Here is a 13,479-nt window from a genome sequence, read left to right as displayed (position 1 = left end):
TGCTATGCGTGCACCCCCTGTGCACCCTCTGTGCACCGCCGCGCTGCGGCAACAGGGCAGATTGGGGGCTGGCCCCCAAACCCCCAGGATATTTTCGGCCAGAAGAAGTGCCGGGCGTTTTGAAAAGGACATCAGATGAAAACAGCAGCAATCATCGGCGGCGGGGTGATCGGCGGCGGCTGGGCCGCGCGGTTCCTTTTGAACGGCTGGAACGTGCAGGTATTCGACCCGGACCCGGAAGCCGAACGCAAGATCGGCGAGGTGCTGGGTAATGCCCGCCGCTCCTTGCCGGGGCTTGGCAATGTGGCGCTGCCTGCGGAAGGGCGGCTGACGTTTCACGGGACCGTTGCCGAGGCCGTGGAGGGTGCGGAGTGGATTCAGGAGAGCGTGCCGGAGCGGCTGGATCTGAAGCAGAAGGTCTATGGCGAGATGCAGGCCCATTGCGCGCCGGATGCGGTGATCGGGTCTTCGACCTCGGGCTTCAAGCCGTCGCAGCTGCAGGACGGGCGCGAGAACCCCGGCCAGATCGTGGTGACCCATCCCTTCAACCCGGTTTACCTGCTGCCGCTGGTGGAGCTGGTCTCAACCGGGGCCAACCCGGCGGGGGTGATTGAGCGTGCCAAGGAGATCATCAGCGCCATTGGCATGTTCCCGCTGCATCTGAAGAAAGAGATCGACGCCCATGTGGCCGACCGCTTTCTGGAGGCGGTCTGGCGCGAGGCGCTGTGGCTGGTCAAGGACGGTATTGCCACCACTGAGGAGATCGACAACGCAATCCGCTACGGCTTTGGCATCCGCTGGGCGCAGATGGGGCTGTTTGACACCTACCGGGTGGCCGGCGGCGAGGCCGGCATGCGCCATTTCATGGCGCAGTTCGGGCCGTGCCTCAGCTGGCCCTGGACCAAGCTGATGGATGTGCCGGAGTTCACCGATGAGCTGGTGGACCTGATCGCGGGCCAGTCGGATGCGCAGTCGGGCCATCTGGACATCCGCGAGATGGAGCGGATCCGCGATGATAACCTGGTGGGCATGATGCGGGCGCTGGGCAGCAACAACTGGGGGGCGGGTGAACTGCAGAACGCCCATGACACCGCCCGGATGGGGGCGGCGGGGCTGCCGCGTGCGATGGATGAGCTGGAGGATCTGAGCCAGCCGGTCCTGACCCAGAACCGTGTGGTGCCGCTGGATTGGACCGATTACAACGGCCATATGAACGAGGCGCGTTATCTGGAGGCGTTCTCGGAAGCGACCGACCGGATGATGGAGATCATCGGCTGCGATGCGGAGTATGTCGCCAACGGCGGCAGCTATTTCACCTTGGAGACCCATGTCCGTTACCTGGACGAGGCGCTGGCCGGCGATGCGATCCAGGTGAAGACCCAGGTGATCAAGGGCGAAGGCAAGAAGATGCACCTGTGGCACGCGATGTATGCGGGCGAGCGGCTGTTGTCGACTGGCGACACGCTGCTGGTGCATGTGGATCTGAAGACCCGCAAGTCTTCGCCGCCTGCGGCCCATATAGAAGCTAACTTAATGAAACTTGCCGAGGCCCATGCAGCGTTGCCTGCGCCTGAGGGGCTGGGGCGTGCGACGGGAGCACCGCGATGAACAGGGTTTTGATCACAGCCGGGGGCTCCGGCATTGGCCGCGCCATGGCGGAGGGCTTTGCCGCCGCCGGGCATCAGGTTTGGGTGACAGATGTGAATGAAGAGAGCCTGGCGGATATTCCGGCAGACTGGCGCAGCACCGCCGTGGATGCGACCGATGAAGCGGGCATGAAGGCGCTGTTCTCTGAGATCGCCAAATCCTGGGGCGGGCTGGATGTGCTGTGTGCCAATGCAGGCGTTGCCGGGCCGACGGCGCTGGTCGAGGATGTCGAGCTGGCCGACTGGCGCGCCTGCGTCAGCGTCAACCTGGAGGGCGCATTCCTGTCCGCCAAATATGCGGCACCTTTGATGAAGGCGGCCGAGGCGGGGTCGATCGTGATCACCTCGTCGACGGCGGGCCAGTACGGCTACCCGAACCGGGCGCCTTATGCGGCGGCGAAATGGGCCGTGATCGGCCTGATGAAGACGCTGGCGATGGAGCTGGGCCCCTTTGGCATCCGTGCCAATGCGATCTGCCCCGGCGCGGTGGAAGGCCCGCGCATGGAAGGGGTGCTGGAGCGCGAGGCGGCGGCCAAGGGCATGACCCGGGATGAGGTCTATGCGGGCTATGCCGCGGGCACCTCGATGGGCAGTTTTGTCGAGGCGCGCGACATTGCCAATATGGCGGTGTTCCTGGGCTCGGACGCGGCGCGGCTGGTTTCGGGCCAGGTGATCGCGGTGGATGGCCACACGGTGAACCCGGATCCGAAGGTTTGAGGTTTGAGCGGTGGGCGGAACCGCCCACCCTGCTGAAAACTGTTCCGCACGGCCGGCAGGCCGGGCAGCGCCCGTCCCGCCCCCCACGGGGCGGGCGCTTCGCTTCCCACCCCGCCGGGCCGGGCGCCGCCCTTAGTGGCATTTCGGTGTAGGGTAGGCAATTTGCCCACCAGCTGGGCGTGTCAGGAAATCGCCGCCCTGAGCGCGCGCAGCCGTCCGGGCAATTGCCGGGCGGTGATGTCTGCCTCGCGCACCAGATTGTCGAAATGGCTGGTAAAGGTGGCGATCCGTTCCTTATCGCGGAAGGCCAGATAATGGGTGCCTGCGTAGAACACGCACAAGAGCGGGCCGAAGATGGTGATCGGTGAGGAATACAGCCGCTTGGCATCAAACAGGTAGATGCGCAGGCGGGGGTAGAGCTGTTCGCAGAGGCGTTCGAACTGCTGCAGCTGCTCCAGCCGGATCTCCAGCGGCAGGCCCTCGTAGTAGCCTGCCGCATGGGCAAAACTGTCGAGCTCATAGAGCGGCATGGCGATTTCATAATCCGACGGCGACTGGCGCATCCAGGTGAGGCGGTCCTCAGACGCGCCGATGGCCTGATCGGCGGTGCGGCCCAGGTGGGGGGAATATTCCCATTCCAGAAAGCTGCGGGTTTTCAGCATGTCGGGCAGGGCGGCAGGCACATGGCGGATCTTGTAGCCGAGCGCCTCCTGATGCCATTCGAAGATCCGCTCATCGACCAGGGCGCGGGGCGCCTCGGTCAGGGTGAGGCTGGATGCCAGCAGCTCAGCGGCGCTTTCGGGGCGGTCAGACAGGCTGAGGAGCCAGTCGGCGGAGACCCCCAGCGCGCCGGCGCAGGCGCCGACCACATGGGCGTTCGGCAGCCGCGCGCCGTCATCCGTCAGCAGCTGCGAGATGGTGGAGCGGTCCACACCGACGGCGCGGGCCAATGCGCTTTGGCTGAGGCCGCTGTCGCGCAGGGCCTTGTTCAGCCTTTGCCGGAACTGCTCTGCCCGCACCCGTTTGTCGATATTTTCTAACATGTGTTTCGAAATATCATAAGTGATGGTTTTTGTTAACTGCATTCGGAATTCTGCACAGCTGCTGCGTAAGCTACTCTGGTTTCAAGCACTGATCCAAGAATTTCAGGAGGCAGTATGGAAACGCGCAAGCGCTCCATTGTGAAGGCGGTGATTTGGAACATCATGGGGCTGGTCTCCATGACGCTGGTGGGGCTTGCGGCCACCGGGTCTGTCAAGGCGGGCGGGGTGATGGCGCTGGTCAATACCGGCATCGGCTTCACCATCTACCTAGTTTACGAGCGGGTCTGGGCGCAGATCAACTGGGGGCGGCGCCATGTCTGAGAGCTGCCGCGACTACATGCCCCGCAGCGTCGAATGGGGCACGCTGGCGCTGATGCTGGGCTGTTATGCGGTGTGGCTGGCCGCCTTGTGGCTGCTGCCCGCAGTCAGCCTGGTGCTGGCAATTGCGGTGATGGGGCTGATGGCGGCGCTGCATTCTTCGCTCACGCATGAGGCGCTGCACGGGCATCCGTTCCGCAGCCGGTTCCTGAATGAAGCGCTGATGTTCTTGCCGCTGACGCTGTTCATTCCTTACGGCCGGTTCCGCGATACCCATCTGGACCACCACCGGGACGAATTGCTGACCGACCCTTATGACGACCCGGAAGCCAATTTCCAGGACCCGGCGGTCTGGGCGCGGCTGCCGGCCTGGCGCCAGCGGCTTTTGCGGATCAACAACACCATGCTGGGGCGGGTGATCCTGGGGCCGGTGATCGGGCAGATCTGTTTCATGGCGGGCGACTGGAAGCTGGCCCGTGCCGGCAAACCGGGCATTGTCCGCGACTGGGGGCTGCATGCCATGGGCCTGGTGCCGGTGATCTGGGTGGTTGTGCAATCGCCGGCGCCGTTGTGGGCTGCAGTTCTGGCCGCCTATACCGGGCTGGGGCTGATCAAGGTGCGCACTTTCCTGGAGCACCGCGCCCATGAGGACTGCCGGGGCCGTACCGTGGTGGTCGAGGACAAGGGGTTCTGGGCGCTGCTGTTCCTGAACAACAACTACCACATCGTGCATCACATGCATCCGGGCGTGCCCTGGTACGCGCTGCCGCGGCTCTACCGCGCCCGCAAGCCGGAGTTCGTGGCGGCCAATGACGGCTATGTCTACCGCAACTACCTGCAGATTTTCCGCAACTACCTGCTGCGCGCCAAGGATCCGGTGCCGCATCCGCTCTGGCAGCAGGGGGAATAAACCCGCATAAGCGGGGGCATGTTTGCCTGGATCCCCGTTTCCATCGCCGCTGCCAGCTTTCAGACCGTGCGCTTTATGCTGCAGAAGGTCCTGAGCAGCGTGACGCTGTCGCCGGGCGGAGCCACCTTCGCCCGGTTTTTCTATTCCGCACCCTTCATCCTGGCCGGGCTGGCGGGTTATCTGGCGGTGTCGGGGCGGAGCCTGCCGCCTTTGCCGCCCGCGTTCTGGACTTATGCAGCCATTGGCGGCACGGCGCAGATTCTGGCCACCGTCTGTGTTGTCGCCCTGTTCAAGCAGCGCAATTTCGCGGTTGGCATCACCTTCAAGAAGACCGAAGTCATTCAGACCGCCATCGTCGGGCTGGCGGTGCTGGGCGATTCCGTGTCGATCGGCGGCTGGGCGGCGATCCTGATCGGGCTGGCCGCGGTGCTGGTGCTGTCGAAGACGCCGGATGCGGCAGGCCCCTGGTGGCGGCATCTGACCAACCGGGCCTCGCAGCTGGGGCTGGGGTCGGGGGTGCTGTTTGCCTTTTCCGCAGTCAGCTACCGCGGGGCATCGCTGCAACTGGCAGAGCTGGAGCCCATGTTCCGCGCGGGCGTGACCCTGGCCGCGGTGGTCAGCCTGCAAACGCTGTTCATGCTGGTGTGGCTGGGCCTGCGTGAGAAGGGTGAGATAGCCCGGGTCTGGCAGGCGCGCAAAGTTGCGGTCTGGGTCGGGCTGACCAGCATGGGCGGCTCGTTTTGCTGGTTCTGGGCCTTCACGCTGCAAAACGCCGCCTATGTAAAGGCGGTGGGGCAGGTGGAGCTGCTGTTGTCGCTGCTGGCGTCAGTGCTGTTCTTCAAGGAGAAGGTCACGGGCCGCGAGCTGGCGGGCATGGGGCTGCTGGTGGTGTCGATCCTGGTGCTGGTGCTGGCCCTTTGAAAGGTGCCGCCTGCGTCAGGGCAGCCGGAATTATGCGATAATTCCGGCTCGGAAAACACGTGTTTTCCGGGACGTTTCCAGCCTTGGAAACGTTACCCGTCTGCGGGCATCGGGTAGCCTTTGAGGCGCAGGAACAGGCTGGCCTCGTCATTATTATGGAAATAGGGCACGCTTTGCGGCGGCTCTGCGTCCCGGACGCGGGCGGTGACTTCGGCCAGCACCACCTCTGTGATGAAGGGCAGGTCAAACTCCCGCACCTGGCTGAGCGGGATCCATTGCAGGTGCGACAGCTCATCCGCGGCGCGGGAGAAATCATCCAGGTCGCCGGTGATTTGATCGGCATCGACCAGAAAAAAACGCGCATCAAAGCGGCGCGGGCGGCCCGGCGGGGTCAAGGCGCGGAACACGAACTGCATGGCGCGGGCTGAAGGAATGTGGCCGGTGGCTGCAAAGCTCTGCCAGTCTTCGGGAACGTCTCCGGCCCAGGCGCCCGGTTCGCCCAGGATCAGGCCGGTTTCTTCCCACAGCTCGCGCACCGCGGCGACGGCGAGGGCGTGGTGCACGTTCCCGGGCGCCTTGTCTGCAAGGCGGTCCTGGCAGACCGGGGAGATCGGCGAGGCCAGCGGAATGTCCGCATCCGCCACATCCACCGCACCGCCCGGGAAGACGAATTTGTTTGGCATGAACGCCGCCTTGGCGCCGCGCTGGCCCATCAGCACCTGCGGGTCCTCCGACATCCGGCCGCGCATGGCGATCACCGTTGCCGCGTTGCGGATTGCGGTTTTGTCGGTGGTGGTCTCGCCGCAGAGATACGTCTCGCTCATGTTCTTACTGCCCTTGTCCTGCCGGGGTGTCCTTGCCAAAGCCATGCATCCGCCGCGCCCATTGATAGGCGATGACGATCCCCTTCATCCGCGGCAGAAGATAAAGGGAAGACGCAACGCAGCCAATCGTGAATACCGTGAACATCACCAGCGGCTCCGGCCGCCAGGAGAAGTAGACAACATGCATCAGCGGCGCCATGAGGTGGCCGACAATCAGGATGGTGAGGTAGGCCGGCCCGTCGTCGGCGCGGGCATGGGTCAGGTCGAGGCCGCAGTGGCTGCAGCTGCTGTTCACCTTGAGATAGGAATGCAGCAGCTTGCCCTCGCCGCAGCTGGGGCATTTGCAGCGCCAGCCCTTGGCCAGGGCGGGCATAGTGGGGCGGTCGTCTTGCGAGGGGGGAACGGCGGGGGACTCGGTCATGAAAATATCCTGTGTGCTGGGCGTATCTTTGCGCGCTTCAGGAGGGGGCGAAAGGGGAAAGGCCAATTTCTGCGCCGGTTTGCCGCAACGGGACGGGGGGTGAATTTTTTTCGGATTTCTGCGACGGATCTGCGGGGCTGGAGCGTTTTTCCTGTGCATCGGGCAGCAAGGGGCTGCCGCAGGAAAAGGAAAGCCGATATGAAACACGTCAAGTTCATCGCCGCAGTTGTTGCTGCCGCTGCTGTAACCGCGGGTGGCGCGGCGCTGGCCAAGGGCTTTGGCCATCACGGGCCGAAGATGTCCTTTGAGGAAATTGACACAGATGGCAATGGCGAGGTGACAAAGGCCGAGATCCAGGCGATGAAGGACGCGCGTTTTGCCAAGGCGGATGCAAACGGCGACGGCAAGCTGACGCTGGAGGAGATGCAGGCGCGGGCGCAGCAGCATGCAGGTGAGCGGGCGGCGCGGATGCTGGAACGCTTTGACAAGGACGGCGATGGCGCGTTGAGTAAGGATGAGCTGCCGCAGCCGCGCCGGGCGGGCAAGATGTTTGACCGGATGGATGCAGATGGCAGCGGCGGGATTTCGAAACAGGAATTCGAAGAGGCCCGGATGCATCATGGCGGCAAGCACCGCCACGGGCATGGGGATGAAACGGAGCAGAACTGATCGCTGAAGCGTGCTGCATAACGCGGAAATATCGCGGCGCCGGACCCCTGCTGCGGGTCCGGCAGCCATGAAGGCAGCGGCAGAGGAGGTCTCTGACGATGCGCTTCTGGTGCTTTATGCCAATGGCGACAGCCGGGCCGCGGCGGAGCTGACGGCGCGGCTGGGGCCGCGGGTCTTTGGTGTGGCGATGCGGGTGATGGGGATCCGCGCCGAGGCCGAGGACGTGACCCAGGAGGCGATGCTGCGCCTGTGGAAGATGGCGCCGCAGTGGCGTCCCGGCGAGGCGCAGGTTTCGACCTGGCTCTACCGGGTGGCGATGAACCTGTGCATCGACCGCAAGCGGCGCGCCCGCGGCGGGTATGTGGATCTGGACGCGGTGCCGGAGCCGCCGGATCCGGGCCGCTCGGCTGCTGAGGAGATGCAGGAGGGCGCGCGCCACGATGCGCTGCAGGCGGCGCTGATGCAATTGCCGGAGCGGCAGCGGCAGGCGGTGGTGCTGCGGCATTTGGAGGAACTGTCCAACCCGGAGATTGCCGGGATCATGGACATCAGCGTCGAGGCGGTGGAAAGTCTGACCGCCCGGGGCAAACGGGCGCTGGCCGCGGCTTTGGCCGGGCGGCGCGCAGAGTTGGGGTATAACGATGGCTGACACGGACAAAACACTGCAGGAGCTGGACGATCTGTTTGCCGCGGCGCGCAGCGCGCGCCCTGCGGTGCCGGAGCCGTTGAGGGCTGCCATCCTGGCGGACGCGGCGCGGGAGCAAGCGGGCTTGGTTCACGCAGCACCGGCCCGGGCCGCGCGGCAGCCGCTGTGGCGGCAGCTGATCGAGGCGGTGGGCGGCTGGCCGGCCATGGGCGGGCTGGCGGCGGCCAGCGCGGCGGGCCTGTGGATCGGGGTTGCGCCGCCCTCCTTTGTGCCGGACCCGGTGGCGCTGGCGGGGTATGAGGACGGCAGTTCCGCGGTCCCTTATGACAGTTACGACATGGCCGTGGTGCTGAGCGAGGACCTGCAATGAGTGCGGAAGGCAAGCCTGCAATGAAGCTGTGGCTGAAACTGCTGCTGGCGGGGTCGCTGGCGCTGAACCTGGCTGTTATTGGCATCGCAGCCGGGGCGGCCTGGCGGTTCTCCGGCAAGGAGAAACACTGGCAGAGGCCGCCGGAGATCGGTGCGGTGATCTTCCGTGAATTGGACCGGGACACGCGCAAGGCGCTGCGGCGGGAGGCGGGCGGCGGCCACGGCAGCTATGTCAAGCGCCGCCACGCAGAGGGCAAGGCGGTGATCGAGGCGCTGCGCAGCGAAGCGTTTGATGCAGCCGCCCTGCTGGCTGTGCTGCAGGGGCAGGCTGAGGCGCGCCATGCGTTTCACAGCAAGGTGCAGGAGGCCTGGGTGAACAAGGTGGCCGGGATGACGGCGCAAGAGCGTGCGGAGTTTGCCGACCGCCTGGAAGAGCGCATGGAGCGGCGCCGCGAGCGCTGGCATCAGCGCCGGGACGGGCGCAGCTAGGCCGCCGCGGCATCGGTTTTCAGACCTCCATTCACCTGCAGGCAGCCGGTTCGGCTGCCTCTTTTTTTGCGAGAGAGCGGCGGGGGATGCGGGGCTCAGGCTGCTTGGATGCAGTCCGGCGAGAGGGTGACCTGATTGCGGCCTGCATCCTTGGCGTTGTAGAGCGCCTGATCGGCTTTTTCGACCAGCGCCGCGGTGCTGGTCTCCTGACCGCCGCCGCCCATGACCGCGCCGATGCTGATAGTGACCTGGACCGGCTCAGCGGCGCCGGGCACCTGGAAGGGGGTGCTGTTGATTGCGTCGCAGAGGGCGCTGGCGGCCAGGGCGGCCTGCGCCTCGGTTGCGCCGGGCAGCACGGCCATGAATTCCTCGCCGCCGACGCGGGCGAGCAGATCCGCGGGGCCCAGCACCGCCTGCATGCGGCGGGCGGCCTCAATCAGAACGGCGTCGCCTGCGGGATGGCCATAGAGGTCATTGATCCGCTTGAAGTGGTCGAGGTCGGCCAGCATGACCGCGAATTTCTCGCCGGTTTCCGCGGCGGAGTGGGCCACGCGGTCCAGGAAAGGCCTGGCGTAGCGGCGGTTATAGAGGCCGGTCATCGGGTCCAGGACGGCCGCGCGCAAGCCGTTGCGGACGCTGTCGCGCAGCCGGTCCTTGCGGATCTTGTGCTGCAGCTGGGCGGTGAGGCGCAGTTCCAGCTCCTCGACATCGAAACCGGTCTGCAGCACGTCATGGGCGCCGCGGTCGAGCGCCTCGGCAGCGATATTGGGGTCGGCGGGATTGGGCACCGCAATCACCACCGACTGGCGGGTGGCGGCGCGGGCGCGCAGATCGGCCAGCAGGCGCAGGCCGGGGCCGGCCGAAGCCTCGTTCAGCTCGATGATGATGGCGTCGGCCACCGGGGCCTGCATCAGCCCCTGGATGTCGCTGATCGGATGGGTGCGCAGCGCATAAGGCAGCCGCGGCGCCAGCCGGTCGCGCCAGGCCATGGCAGTGCGCGGATCCTGGGCGACCAGAGCAACGGTGGCCTTGCGCAGATCCTCTGCGCAGGCGCGGTCGCTGAGCGGCAGGATGAAGCCGTGCGAGGCGTCGCGCTGCAGGTTCAGCTCCTCGTTGGCGCTGCGGGCGCGCAGCAGGCTGCGGATGCGGGCCTGCAGGATCACGTCGTCGACCGGCTGCTGCAGCACATCGTCGATGCCAGCGGCCAGTGCCGCCAGCCGGGCCTTGGATCCCTCCCAGTCGGAGACTGCGATCACCGGCAGGTCGGCCAGGGTTTCATCCGCCGCCAGTTCGCGTTTAACATCGGCGGCGGTGCCATCGGGCAGGGACATTGCGGTGAGCACCAGATCGGGGCGGTGGCGGCGCGCGGCCTGCAGCACCTCAGCCACGCTGCCGGCCTGGACCACATCGTAATAGGCAGCCGCCAGCTGCACCTTCAGCATGATGCGGTTGGTGGAGACGCCGTCGATGACCAGGATAGTGCCTTGCACGCGGTATCCTTTCGCCCCTTGCAAATCCTATGCCTTCCAATTTTGCTGAGACTGGTTAAGAAACCCTTTCGGATTTTTACTAAATTGGCCGCAATGCGGCAGGAAAGTGGGGAACATGCAGATTTCCGCCGATGCGGCAGAGACCCTGGCGCTGAAAGCGCTGGCCTGGCTGGCCGGAAATGATGAGCTTTTGCCGGTGTTTCTGGGGGCCACCGGGGCCTGCGAGGCGGATTTGCGGGCGCGGGCCGCGGAGCCGGAGTTCCTGGGTTCGGTGCTCGATTTCTTAACGATGGATGATGCCTGGGTGATCCAGTTCTGCGACAGCGCGGGGCTGGCCTATGAGATGCCAATGCATGCGCGGATGTCGCTTCCAGGCGGTTCGCAGGTGAACTGGACTTGAGATCGGCCCGTCCTGTGCCTAGGGTCCCGCCCGAATCCCGCGGAAAAAGGACCCGCCATGCCAGTTGATGCTTTCCTGTTCGACAAGGACGGAACCCTGTTCGACTTTGCCGCCACCTGGAACGGCTGGGCCGCAGAGCTTCTGGAAACACTGTCCCGCGGGGATAAGACTGCCAAAGAGGCGATGGCCAAGGCGATCAGCTATGATCTGGAGCGTGCTGCCTTCAATCCCGACAGCCTGGTGATTGCCAGTTCGAACGATGAGGTGGCAGAGGCGCTGATGCCCTATGTGGCGCATATGAGCCTGGCTGAACTGACGGATTACCTGGCGCAGAGCGCGTCGGATGCGGAGCTGGCCCCGGCGGTGCCGCTGGCGGAGTTTCTGGACAGTCTGCTGGCGCGCGGCAAAGTCTTGGGGGTGATGACCAACGACGCCGAGATTTCTGCCAAGAGCCAGCTGCGCAGGGCAGGGGTGCTGGACCGTTTTGCCTTTGTGGCAGGCTGCGACAGCGGCCATGGCGCCAAGCCGGACCCGGACCCGCTGCTGGCCTTTTGCAAGGCGGCAGGTGTCGAGCCCGGGCGCACGGCCATGGTGGGCGACAGCCGCCACGACCTGGAGGCAGGCGCTGCCGCCGGAATGCACCGGATCGGCGTGCTGACCGGCATGGCCCTGCGCGAAGAGCTGCTGCCGCATGCGGATGCCGTGCTGCCGGACATCGGCCATATTCCCGGCTGGCTGGACCGCTGACAACACGCTGATTCTCTGCCTGGCCTGTCTGGCTGCGGCTGTTTCGCCGGCGCACACCCTTGTGCGCCGGTTTTTGCTGCGACATACTGGGCACAAGTGTACAGAAATCGGCCGGACCGGCGCAATCCATGGCAAAAGCGACAGCTATGGTCGGGAACGGACAGGTTCGGGCTGACCGGATTGGCACAGTGAATGGCTATCAGCTCAGGCGAAATGCAGACGTAGGGGAGACCGGCATGGCAGAGACAGGCGCACGCAAGCGGCGGGGCGGGGGCAGGGCAGGCGCAGCGGCCCGGCGCGGCAGTGCCGTGCTGGAGCAGATGCCCTGGCAGATCCCGGTCAACATCGACCGCCCGACAGAACCCCTGAGCGAGGAGGGCGTGCAGGCGATCCACGAGGGCGCGATGCGCATCCTTGAAGAGATCGGCGTGGTGTTCCTGAACCCAGAGGCGCTGGAGATCTTTAAGCAGGCCGGCGTCAAGGTCGAGGGCGAACTGGTCAGGATGGACCGGGATTTCGTGATGGAGATGGTGGGCAAGGCGCCCCGCGAGTTCTCGATCACCCCGCGCAACAAGGACCGGGCGATCCCCTTGGGCGGCAATCATATCCTGTTCGGCAATGTGTCCTCGCCGCCGAATTACTGGGATATGGAGCTGAACAAGAAGGTGGCCGGCAACCGCGAGCAGTGCCGCGACCTGCTGAAGCTGACCCAGTATTTCAACTGCATCCACTTTGCCGGCGGCTACCCGGTGGAGCCGGTGGACATCCATGCCTCGGTCCGCCACCTGGATGTGCTTTATGACAAGCTGACACTCACCGACAAGGCGATGCACGCCTATTCGCTTGGCAAGGAGCGGGTCGAGGATGTGATGGAGATGGTGCGGATTGCAGGCGGGCTCAGCCATGAGGAGTTCGAAGCCCAGCCGCATATGTACACCAACATCAACTCCACCTCACCGCTGAAGCATGACTTTCCGATGATCGACGGCTGCCTGCGGCTGGCGCGGCGCGGCCAGGCGATTGTGGTGTCGCCCTTCACGCTGGCGGGCGCGATGGCGCCGGTGACCATGGCGGGCGCCGTGGCGCAGTCGATTGCCGAGAGCCTCTGTGCGATTGCGCTGTTCCAGTATGTGCGCCCCGGCACGCCCTGCGTCATTGGCACGTTTACGTCGAATGTGGACATGAAATCGGGCGCGCCTGCGTTCGGCACGCCAGAGTACATGCGCTCGACCCAGATGACCGGGCAGATGGCACGGTTCTACGGGCTGCCGATGCGGTCCTCGGGCGTCTGCGCGGCGAACGTGCCGGACGGGCAGGCGGTCTGGGAAACCTCGAACTCGCTGTGGGCCGCGGTGCAGTCGGGCACCAACATGGTTTACCATGCGGCGGGCTGGCTGGAGGGCGGGCTGATTGCCAGCCCGGAGAAGTTCATCATGGACTGTGAGATCCTGCAGCAGATCCAACGCTATATGGAGCCGCAGATCGCCGCCACCGGGCCTGAGGAGATTGCGCTCGATGCGATCCGGGAGGTGGGCAATGATGGCCATTTCTTTGGCATTCAGCACACCCAGGACCGCTATGCCACGGCCTTTTATCAGCCGTTCCTGAGCGATTGGCGCAACTATGAAGCCTGGGAGGCAGCCGGTGCCACCTGGACTGCCGAACGCGCGCACAAGATGTTCAAGGAGATTACCGGCAGCTTTGAGGAGCCGCCAATGGATGCCGCGATCCGTGATGAGCTGGCGGATTTTGTCGCCAGGCGCAAAGCCGAGGGCGGGGCGCCAACCGACTTCTGACCCTGAGGCGTCAACCGTCGTCCAGCAGAAACAGCGGAGGGAAGCCTCCGCTTTTTTTGTGCGGCAGCCTGTT

The 13,479-nt window shown here is 65.2% G+C and carries 16 protein-coding genes; 12 read left to right on the top strand and 4 right to left on the bottom strand.

All coding sequences use genetic code 11. From position 1 onward, the window contains the following. The first annotated feature begins 135 nt into the window (after positions 1-135). Both ACXAEK_RS19885 and ACXAEK_RS19880 read left to right on the top strand, forming a co-directional pair. A complete protein-coding gene (locus tag ACXAEK_RS19885) occupies positions 136-1,608 on the top strand; it encodes a carnitine 3-dehydrogenase (RefSeq protein WP_475044564.1) in 1,473 nt (490 codons plus the stop codon). Beyond that, the gene (locus tag ACXAEK_RS19880) at positions 1,605-2,363 is read left to right on the top strand and encodes an SDR family oxidoreductase (RefSeq protein ID WP_475044563.1); all 759 of its coding nucleotides are present in this window, start codon (positions 1,605-1,607) and stop codon (positions 2,361-2,363) included. Before ACXAEK_RS19885 ends, ACXAEK_RS19880 begins: the two co-directional genes overlap by 4 nt. Before the next feature lie 182 nt (positions 2,364-2,545). Here ACXAEK_RS19880 and ACXAEK_RS19875 read toward each other — a convergent pair whose 3' ends face one another. Continuing rightward, positions 2,546-3,406 (bottom strand): helix-turn-helix domain-containing protein, encoded by an 861-nt coding sequence (locus ACXAEK_RS19875; RefSeq protein WP_475045322.1) that lies wholly within the window; start codon positions 3,404-3,406, stop codon positions 2,546-2,548. Between the two features lie 114 nt (positions 3,407-3,520). Here ACXAEK_RS19875 and ACXAEK_RS19870 point away from each other — a divergent pair, with 114 nt between their 5' ends. The 3 genes from ACXAEK_RS19870 to ACXAEK_RS19860 are packed head-to-tail and all read left to right on the top strand — an operon-like array spanning position 3,521 to position 5,555. Continuing rightward, on the top strand, positions 3,521-3,727 hold the full coding sequence (locus ACXAEK_RS19870; RefSeq protein ID WP_039134240.1) for a DUF2061 domain-containing protein: 207 nt from the start codon (positions 3,521-3,523) through the stop codon (positions 3,725-3,727). Beyond that, positions 3,720-4,634 carry a fatty acid desaturase gene (locus ACXAEK_RS19865; RefSeq protein WP_475044561.1) on the top strand — a complete coding sequence of 305 codons (915 nt, stop codon included), beginning with the start codon at positions 3,720-3,722 and terminating at the stop codon, positions 4,632-4,634. Before ACXAEK_RS19870 ends, ACXAEK_RS19865 begins: the two co-directional genes overlap by 8 nt. A gap of 18 nt (positions 4,635-4,652) precedes the next feature. Then, positions 4,653-5,555 (top strand): EamA family transporter, encoded by a 903-nt coding sequence (locus ACXAEK_RS19860; protein ID WP_475044560.1) that lies wholly within the window; start codon positions 4,653-4,655, stop codon positions 5,553-5,555. A gap of 92 nt (positions 5,556-5,647) precedes the next feature. Here ACXAEK_RS19860 and ACXAEK_RS19855 read toward each other — a convergent pair whose 3' ends face one another. Together ACXAEK_RS19855 and ACXAEK_RS19850 are read right to left on the bottom strand one after the other, a co-directional pair. Further along, on the bottom strand, positions 5,648-6,379 hold the full coding sequence (locus ACXAEK_RS19855) for an NUDIX hydrolase (RefSeq protein WP_475044558.1): 732 nt from the start codon (positions 6,377-6,379) through the stop codon (positions 5,648-5,650). A gap of 4 nt (positions 6,380-6,383) precedes the next feature. Beyond that, a complete protein-coding gene (locus ACXAEK_RS19850; RefSeq protein ID WP_475044557.1) occupies positions 6,384-6,800 on the bottom strand; it encodes a DUF983 domain-containing protein in 417 nt (138 codons plus the stop codon). A gap of 198 nt (positions 6,801-6,998) precedes the next feature. Between ACXAEK_RS19850 and ACXAEK_RS19845 the strand changes: the two genes are divergently transcribed. The 4 genes from ACXAEK_RS19845 to ACXAEK_RS19830 all read left to right on the top strand — a co-directional run bounded on the left by ACXAEK_RS19845 (position 6,999) and on the right by ACXAEK_RS19830 (position 8,973). Continuing rightward, a complete protein-coding gene (locus ACXAEK_RS19845) occupies positions 6,999-7,469 on the top strand; it encodes an EF-hand domain-containing protein (protein ID WP_475044555.1) in 471 nt (156 codons plus the stop codon). A 67-nt stretch (positions 7,470-7,536) separates the two neighbouring features. Next, positions 7,537-8,118: an RNA polymerase sigma factor gene (locus tag ACXAEK_RS19840; RefSeq protein WP_475044554.1), complete on the top strand. Its 582-nt coding sequence runs from the start codon at positions 7,537-7,539 to the stop codon at positions 8,116-8,118. After that, a complete protein-coding gene (locus tag ACXAEK_RS19835; RefSeq protein WP_475044552.1) occupies positions 8,111-8,485 on the top strand; it encodes a hypothetical protein in 375 nt (124 codons plus the stop codon). Before ACXAEK_RS19840 ends, ACXAEK_RS19835 begins: the two co-directional genes overlap by 8 nt. Next, positions 8,482-8,973, top strand: coding sequence for a periplasmic heavy metal sensor (locus ACXAEK_RS19830; protein ID WP_475044551.1), 492 nt, complete (start codon positions 8,482-8,484; stop codon positions 8,971-8,973). Before ACXAEK_RS19835 ends, ACXAEK_RS19830 begins: the two co-directional genes overlap by 4 nt. A gap of 95 nt (positions 8,974-9,068) precedes the next feature. Here ACXAEK_RS19830 and ACXAEK_RS19825 read toward each other — a convergent pair whose 3' ends face one another. Beyond that, a complete protein-coding gene (locus tag ACXAEK_RS19825; RefSeq protein WP_475044549.1) occupies positions 9,069-10,463 on the bottom strand; it encodes a diguanylate cyclase domain-containing protein in 1,395 nt (464 codons plus the stop codon). A gap of 115 nt (positions 10,464-10,578) precedes the next feature. Here ACXAEK_RS19825 and ACXAEK_RS19820 point away from each other — a divergent pair, with 115 nt between their 5' ends. The 3 genes from ACXAEK_RS19820 (at position 10,579) to ACXAEK_RS19810 (ending at position 13,406) form a co-directional block, all read left to right on the top strand. Further along, complete coding sequence (locus ACXAEK_RS19820) at positions 10,579-10,863, top strand: DUF3572 domain-containing protein (protein WP_475044548.1); 285 nt, start codon at positions 10,579-10,581, stop codon at positions 10,861-10,863. Between the two features lie 57 nt (positions 10,864-10,920). Beyond that, positions 10,921-11,610, top strand: a complete 690-nt coding sequence (locus tag ACXAEK_RS19815; RefSeq protein WP_475044546.1) for an HAD family hydrolase — start codon at positions 10,921-10,923, stop codon at positions 11,608-11,610. A gap of 236 nt (positions 11,611-11,846) precedes the next feature. Beyond that, positions 11,847-13,406 carry a trimethylamine methyltransferase family protein gene (locus ACXAEK_RS19810; protein WP_475044545.1) on the top strand — a complete coding sequence of 520 codons (1,560 nt, stop codon included), beginning with the start codon at positions 11,847-11,849 and terminating at the stop codon, positions 13,404-13,406. The last annotated feature ends 73 nt before the right edge of the window (positions 13,407-13,479 follow it).

Source organism: Leisingera sp. ABM4_101 (assembly GCF_056158725.1).
This window is presented reverse-complemented; position numbering and strand designations above follow the sequence as displayed.

Coding starts and splice junctions, on each gene's coding strand:
- ACXAEK_RS19885 (WP_475044564.1), top strand. CDS start 136: ATGAAAACAGCAGCAATCATCGGCGGCGGGGTGATCGGCGGCGGCTGG.
- ACXAEK_RS19880 (WP_475044563.1), top strand. CDS start 1,605: ATGAACAGGGTTTTGATCACAGCCGGGGGCTCCGGCATTGGCCGCGCC.
- ACXAEK_RS19875 (WP_475045322.1), bottom strand. CDS start 3,406: ATGTTAGAAAATATCGACAAACGGGTGCGGGCAGAGCAGTTCCGGCAA.
- ACXAEK_RS19870 (WP_039134240.1), top strand. CDS start 3,521: ATGGAAACGCGCAAGCGCTCCATTGTGAAGGCGGTGATTTGGAACATC.
- ACXAEK_RS19865 (WP_475044561.1), top strand. CDS start 3,720: ATGTCTGAGAGCTGCCGCGACTACATGCCCCGCAGCGTCGAATGGGGC.
- ACXAEK_RS19860 (WP_475044560.1), top strand. CDS start 4,653: ATGTTTGCCTGGATCCCCGTTTCCATCGCCGCTGCCAGCTTTCAGACC.
- ACXAEK_RS19855 (WP_475044558.1), bottom strand. CDS start 6,379: ATGAGCGAGACGTATCTCTGCGGCGAGACCACCACCGACAAAACCGCA.
- ACXAEK_RS19850 (WP_475044557.1), bottom strand. CDS start 6,800: ATGACCGAGTCCCCCGCCGTTCCCCCCTCGCAAGACGACCGCCCCACT.
- ACXAEK_RS19845 (WP_475044555.1), top strand. CDS start 6,999: ATGAAACACGTCAAGTTCATCGCCGCAGTTGTTGCTGCCGCTGCTGTA.
- ACXAEK_RS19840 (WP_475044554.1), top strand. CDS start 7,537: ATGAAGGCAGCGGCAGAGGAGGTCTCTGACGATGCGCTTCTGGTGCTT.
- ACXAEK_RS19835 (WP_475044552.1), top strand. CDS start 8,111: ATGGCTGACACGGACAAAACACTGCAGGAGCTGGACGATCTGTTTGCC.
- ACXAEK_RS19830 (WP_475044551.1), top strand. CDS start 8,482: ATGAGTGCGGAAGGCAAGCCTGCAATGAAGCTGTGGCTGAAACTGCTG.
- ACXAEK_RS19820 (WP_475044548.1), top strand. CDS start 10,579: ATGCAGATTTCCGCCGATGCGGCAGAGACCCTGGCGCTGAAAGCGCTG.
- ACXAEK_RS19815 (WP_475044546.1), top strand. CDS start 10,921: ATGCCAGTTGATGCTTTCCTGTTCGACAAGGACGGAACCCTGTTCGAC.
- ACXAEK_RS19810 (WP_475044545.1), top strand. CDS start 11,847: ATGGCAGAGACAGGCGCACGCAAGCGGCGGGGCGGGGGCAGGGCAGGC.